The organism is Methanoculleus sp. (assembly GCF_030019085.1).
GTDB lineage: Archaea > Halobacteriota > Methanomicrobia > Methanomicrobiales > Methanoculleaceae > Methanoculleus.
Map to the genome: position 1 here is coordinate 1 of NZ_JASEFJ010000038.1, position 5,525 is coordinate 5,525.

Annotated in this window: 5 protein-coding genes and 1 pseudogene; all 6 read left to right on the forward strand. The window is 57.6% G+C overall.

Features of this window, described 5'->3' with window-relative positions; translation table 11 throughout:
* Positions 1 to 604 precede the first annotated feature (604 nt).
* Positions 605 to 1,417 carry a FlaD/FlaE family flagellar protein gene (locus QMC91_RS09615; RefSeq protein WP_300238026.1) on the forward strand — a complete coding sequence of 271 codons (813 nt, stop codon included), beginning with the start codon at positions 605 to 607 and terminating at the stop codon, positions 1,415 to 1,417.
* A gap of 31 nt (positions 1,418 to 1,448) precedes the next feature.
* Positions 1,449 to 1,943, forward strand: a complete 495-nt coding sequence (locus QMC91_RS09620; RefSeq protein WP_300238027.1) for a flagellin — start codon at positions 1,449 to 1,451, stop codon at positions 1,941 to 1,943.
* 2 nt (positions 1,944 to 1,945) lie between these two features.
* A complete protein-coding gene (locus tag QMC91_RS09625; protein WP_300238028.1) occupies positions 1,946 to 2,419 on the forward strand; it encodes a flagellar protein FlaF in 474 nt (157 codons plus the stop codon).
* Between the two features lies 1 nt (position 2,420).
* A complete protein-coding gene (locus tag QMC91_RS09630) occupies positions 2,421 to 3,164 on the forward strand; it encodes an ATPase domain-containing protein (protein WP_300238029.1) in 744 nt (247 codons plus the stop codon).
* Positions 3,165 to 3,169: 5 nt separating this feature from the next.
* Positions 3,170 to 5,023 (forward strand): type II/IV secretion system ATPase subunit, encoded by a 1,854-nt coding sequence (locus tag QMC91_RS09635; protein ID WP_300238030.1) that lies wholly within the window; start codon positions 3,170 to 3,172, stop codon positions 5,021 to 5,023.
* Positions 5,024 to 5,026: 3 nt separating this feature from the next.
* A pseudogene (locus QMC91_RS09640) lies at positions 5,027 to 5,525 on the forward strand (flagellar assembly protein FlaJ); the annotation flags it as partial.

The following is a 5,525-nucleotide window of genomic DNA, read 5'->3' on the forward strand; positions in this document are numbered from 1 at the left end:
CCCCTGGCACGGCCATCCGGGTCTATCGCCGAACACTGCCCGCCCCCTCGCAGGGGGCGGGAGGAGGCGCGGAACGCGCCGGGAGGCGGGGGTGTTCTGCGAAAGGCCGTATTCCTGGAGACGTGTAGAGACATGGGGCGGGGGACGTCCCGTCCCCCTCCCCGTCAGCCCCACCCCACGAGTGTGATTCCCCATGGATACAGTGTCCGGGTATGCATCCAGAGTATCACAGCGAGAGCCTCCCTTTGCACGGCCATGGGGTCAATCGCCGATCACTGCCCGCCCCCTGGACTGGGGCGGGAGGAGGCCTTCTTGGGCGGCCGGGAGGTGGGGGTGTCCGAGATGGTATTCTAACATGCATTGACAGTTCCATAGTAAAAGAGGATGATTTATCCCCACAGACCGTTGACCCGATGGGCTCATATCCCACCTTACCGCTGGTGTGAATGGCAGAGCCCTCCCTCCAGCCACCCCGGGATACCCCTGGTTTGTCGTCCCCCTCACCATCCGGGCAACAACCCCCAGAACACACGAAACCAGCAAAGAATCAGAGATCGGTTGTAGCAAAAGTTTATAAATAATAGTGATTATATAAATCACCATAATGGCTGGGGTAGACCAGGCTCAGATCGATAAGATACTTGCCGGGGCATCCACCGAGGACCCTGAGGCCCGTCTCGACGCCCTCGAGAAAGAACTGGACTTCGTCAAGACGTCGATCAAACGGCTGCTCATCGACCTGCGGGAACGACTGAACGAACTGGACAACCCATTCACGAGCGCTGCCTCTCTGCGCAAGGAGGGCCACTGGGAGACGCCTGCCGATGATACCCTGGCCGGGAAAGGTAAAGAAGAAGTTCCAGCCCAGGAACCGCTGGCAGAGGTATCACCCCCGCCCCAGAACCCCGGAGAGAAGCCCTCCACTCTTAGAGCGCCCAGTCTCTCCCTCTCCCCGTTGCCAGACGCCGGAATGGTTTCCCCTCCCGGGTTCAATCCTTTCACCCCCGCCGAAGATTCCCGGCCCAGATCTCCGTCAAAACTCAAACTCCAGAAGGTTCACCGGCTCTTTGAGTGGGTGAACCGGGGATGCAGCAGATACGGGCGTGAACGGATGGGGATCATGATCGATGCATACCAGTCGATGGGCTACATCAGCGAGGATGTAGCAGGACAGATCCGCGAGATCATGCGGATGGTAGCCGATGCCAGCAAAGCGGTAGAGGAGATCGGCCCAAACGAGTTTGTCTCCGAACTCTACGTCCTGAACAGGATCCTCGACCCCGAAGACTCCACACTCGACCGGGACATGATCGAGGTGCTGATGCACTCGCGGCGCGGCACAAAAGAGCATAAGGGCGAACCCCGGTTGGAAGGGGATACCGGCGATGCCTGGGCCGAGTTGCTGGACAGGATCTAACAGGACCGGGTAGAATGGACAGGATCAACGAATGTCAAGCGAAGCCATCACCACAGCGATGTTCCTTATCGCCGCCGTCATATCGGCCGGCGTCCTTATTAACGCAGTTTTTCCAGTGATCTACTCCCTCTCAGGCACCATATCTTCCTCCTCCCACGCCGTTGATGAACGGTTGAGCACCGATATACGGATAGTAACAACCTACGCCAGCGGCAATAGCAACACCGCCAGGATCTGGTTAAAGAATATCGGCACCGGGAGGATCGCGACCACCGAGATCGAGAAGGCCGACGTATTCCTCGGGGCGGAGGGCGACTTCATCCGGTTGTCGCATTCAACAACCCTAAGCGAAGGAACATGGAGGTATGAGATCCTTGAAGACACCAACGGCCAGTGGGACCCCGGCGAGACCCTCTATATCGAAGGAATGACCTCAAAGATCCCGTCCAGCGGTGATGTAGTCTACTTCCAGTTTGTCCTCCCGTCAGGTATCTACCGTTCGACCACGTTTACCGCGGGTGATTGATCATGAGCGCAGGATCCATTGTCGCAGCCGGGGTTGGCATCCTCCTCCTTGTCATCACCGCCTACGTCCTGATCGGCGTCACCCTCACAACCACCGAGGTGATGGTCGAGGCGCAGAGCAACCTTGTCGCTCACCAGGAAGCTCGGATGCGAACAGCGATAGCGATACAGAACACGACCATGAACAACCTGACCCTCTACGTCGATGTAAAGAACACCGGGAACGAACCGATCGTCGATATACGTTCAATCGACGTCTACCTCCACGACGAGGCCGCCCCGGTCTACATCCCATTCGGCACCGGCCCATACCACTGGAGCAAGTTGACCATCGAACCTGACACCGTCCACCCCGGCCAGTGGGACCCCGGCGAGACCCTCAACCTCACCGTCACCCTCGAGGGGGGTGCAAACCCCACCTGTGTCCAGGTCGTCACACCAAACGGCGTCTCAGCCTCAGCATACATCGGTGATTAAGATGGCAATCAGCAAAGAAGCACAGAGCAGCGTTCTCGAGATGCCGGACAAGAGCATCCTCTCCACCGGAAACTCCGAGCTCGACAAGAAGATAGCCGATGGCCTCCCTATCCAGTCGCTCACCCTCATCGAGGGCGAGAACGACACCGGCAAGAGCGTCCTCACGCAGCAGATCATCTGGGGCGCCTTAAAGCAGGGTTTCAACGTCGACCTCTTCTCGACCGAGAACACGAGCAAGAGTTTCCTCACCCAGATGGAATCGATGAGCCTTGACATCTCCGACTACTTTGCCTGGGGCTACTTACGTGTCTTTCCGATGCACGTCGTCGGGTTTGAGTGGACAAAGGAGAAGATGCATGGAACCCTGGAGCGGATGATCGCCTTCATGGAGCAGACCAGAGCCCAGATCATCGTCATCGACTCGCTCACCCTCTTCACCGAGTATGCCAGCCAGGACACCGTCCTCACGTTCTTTACCAACTGCAAGAACCTTGTCGACCACGGCAAGACGATCCTGATCACACTGCACACCTACGCCTTCGTCGAGGACGCACTCGTCCGTATCCGCTCAATCTGTGACGCCCACCTCTTCATGAAGAAGGCGCTTGTCGGAGGTAAGTACGTCATGATGCTCGAGGTGGTCAAGGTCCGCGGCGCCCGCAAGACTACGGGGAACATCGTCAGTTTCGAGGTTCACCCCGGCTACGGAATCAAAGTGATCCCTGTCTCCGTCGCAAGGGTGTGATAACAATGGTAACGGACCTGGAAGCCACGGTAACCCTCCCCTTCGAACCCGAGTACATAGACGAGGGGAACGACTGCTACAACAACGTCGAGTCCTGCGCACTCTATCGGATGCTCCCCTCAAACGCCCGCGAATATGTCAGGAAAAGCCCCCACCTTCTCGAGTATCTTCACATCCTGCCGGTAAACACAGTTGGCATCCCCCTCTTTCTCCCGGAGTTAAAGAAAGACTTAAAATCGCTGGAGAACCCGAACATCATCTACCCCGTGAACGATACAACGTTCATCCACATCTTTCCCGACCCAAACGATGTCCGGAACTGGTACATCCCGATCGAACCCTCGTTTCTCCACTCCGTCAAAGCAATCCTCCCGGTGATCGAGGACAGACTGATCGACATGATCGACGCCCTTGATGAGGAACCGCTGACCGAGCAGGCACGCATCGAGACCCTTCGGACGTTCGTCAAGCAACTCGTATATGTCAAACAACCGGGCGAGTTGATCGATGAGTCTCTCCTTGCAGGCGGAAAACCCAAAGACCTCAAGACCAGGATCAAGACCTTCCTCACCTCGGACATCGGCGCGCCGGCAAAACCCCCATCCAGCGGCTTCCCGGAACTTGCCGACGGCCGGATCATCCTCACACCACAGGAGTATCGCGCCCTCGAGTACATGATCGTCCGCGACAAGATCGAGATGGGGGTGCTAAAACCGTTCCTCTCCGACCGCTACATTGAGGATATCACCTGTGATGGCGTCGGCCCGATCTTCATCGAGCACAAGATCTTCAAAGGACTCAAATCGGTCGTCGGGTTTAAGGACTCGCAGGAACTCGACAAATTTGTCATCAAACTCGCCGAACGGATCAAACAGCCGCTGACATACCGGAACCCGATTGTCGACTCTACCCTCCCCGACGGGTCGCGTATAAACATCGTCTACGGAACCGATATCAGCAAACACGGGAGCAACTTCACCATCCGTAAGGTAAACGAGGTCCCCCTGAGCATCCTGCAGGTCATTGAGAGCGGGGCATGTGACTACATGATGGCCGCCTACCTCTGGATCTGCCTTGAGTACGGGATGTCTCTATTCGTCTCCGGCGAGACGGCGAGCGGCAAGACAACGACCCTGAACGCCCTCACGACCTTCCTCCCACCCGAGAGCAAGATCGTCACCATCGAGGATACCCCTGAACTTACCGTCCCCCACCGGAACTGGACGCGAGAGGTCGCAAAGGCCAAGGGTAAGGGGGAGGGTGAAGGCTCAGATGTCACGATGTTCGACCTCCTGAAGTCTGCCCTTCGTCAGCGCCCGAACCAGATCCTGGTCGGTGAGATCCGTGGGGTTGAGGGGTCTGTTGCGTTCTCCGCGATGCAGACCGGGCATGCGGTGATGAGCACGTTCCACGCCGCTTCGATCGAGAAACTGATCCAGCGTCTCTGCGGTGACCCCATCAGCATCCCGAAGACCTTTGTCGATAACCTGAACATTGTAATCATCCAGAGCGCCGTCAAACTCCCGGGTGGCGGAACCGTCCGGCGGATGCTAAGCATAAACGAGCTCGTCGGCTACGACCCAGAGACCCAGGGGTTCTCCTTCATGGCCACGTTTGTCTGGGACCCAGCAACCGATACCTTCACTTTCACAGGGAGAGGGAGCAGTTACCTCCTTGAGAACAAGATCGCAACCATGCTCGGGATCCCCGAGAACCGGCGGGCCGAGATCTACGATGAGATCGATAAACGTGCCAGGATCCTGGAACGACTCCACAAAGCCGGCTACACCCAGTTCTGGGACCTGTTCCACATGATCACAAAGATCAAGAGACAGGGGTTGCTCACCATCGAGGTGTAACGTTTGTTCGAGAGCGTGACCGAGCGGTTGCGGACGGCAAACCAGGGGAAGATCCCGTTTGAGGAGCAGATCGAATCCCTGAAAGAACTCCGGTCATCCATCCTCGAGAACAAGAAGATGGAGCAGGACCTGCTCCTCATGTACACCTACATGGCCGCGATCACCACCTCGGCCGTGACCAGGCCCGAGATCTTCCAGTACACCTCCGAGCGGTCGGAGTATGCCCCCTCACGCTATATCGCAAAGGTCCAGCGACAGGTTGCCGGCTGGGGCCAGAGTTACGCCGGGGGACTCCGGGCCATCGCCGAGCGGTGCAGGAACGCCACGCTCAAGAGTATGCTCAACCGATACTCAAACGCCATCGATTCCGGTGTTCCCGACGCGGATTTCATCGCCACGGAACTCTCGACCATCCGGAGCATCTACCGGAACTCGTTTGAGCAGGGGATCGAACTCCTGAAGAAGTGGGGCGACGCCTACATCGCGATGCTCCTCTCCGCAG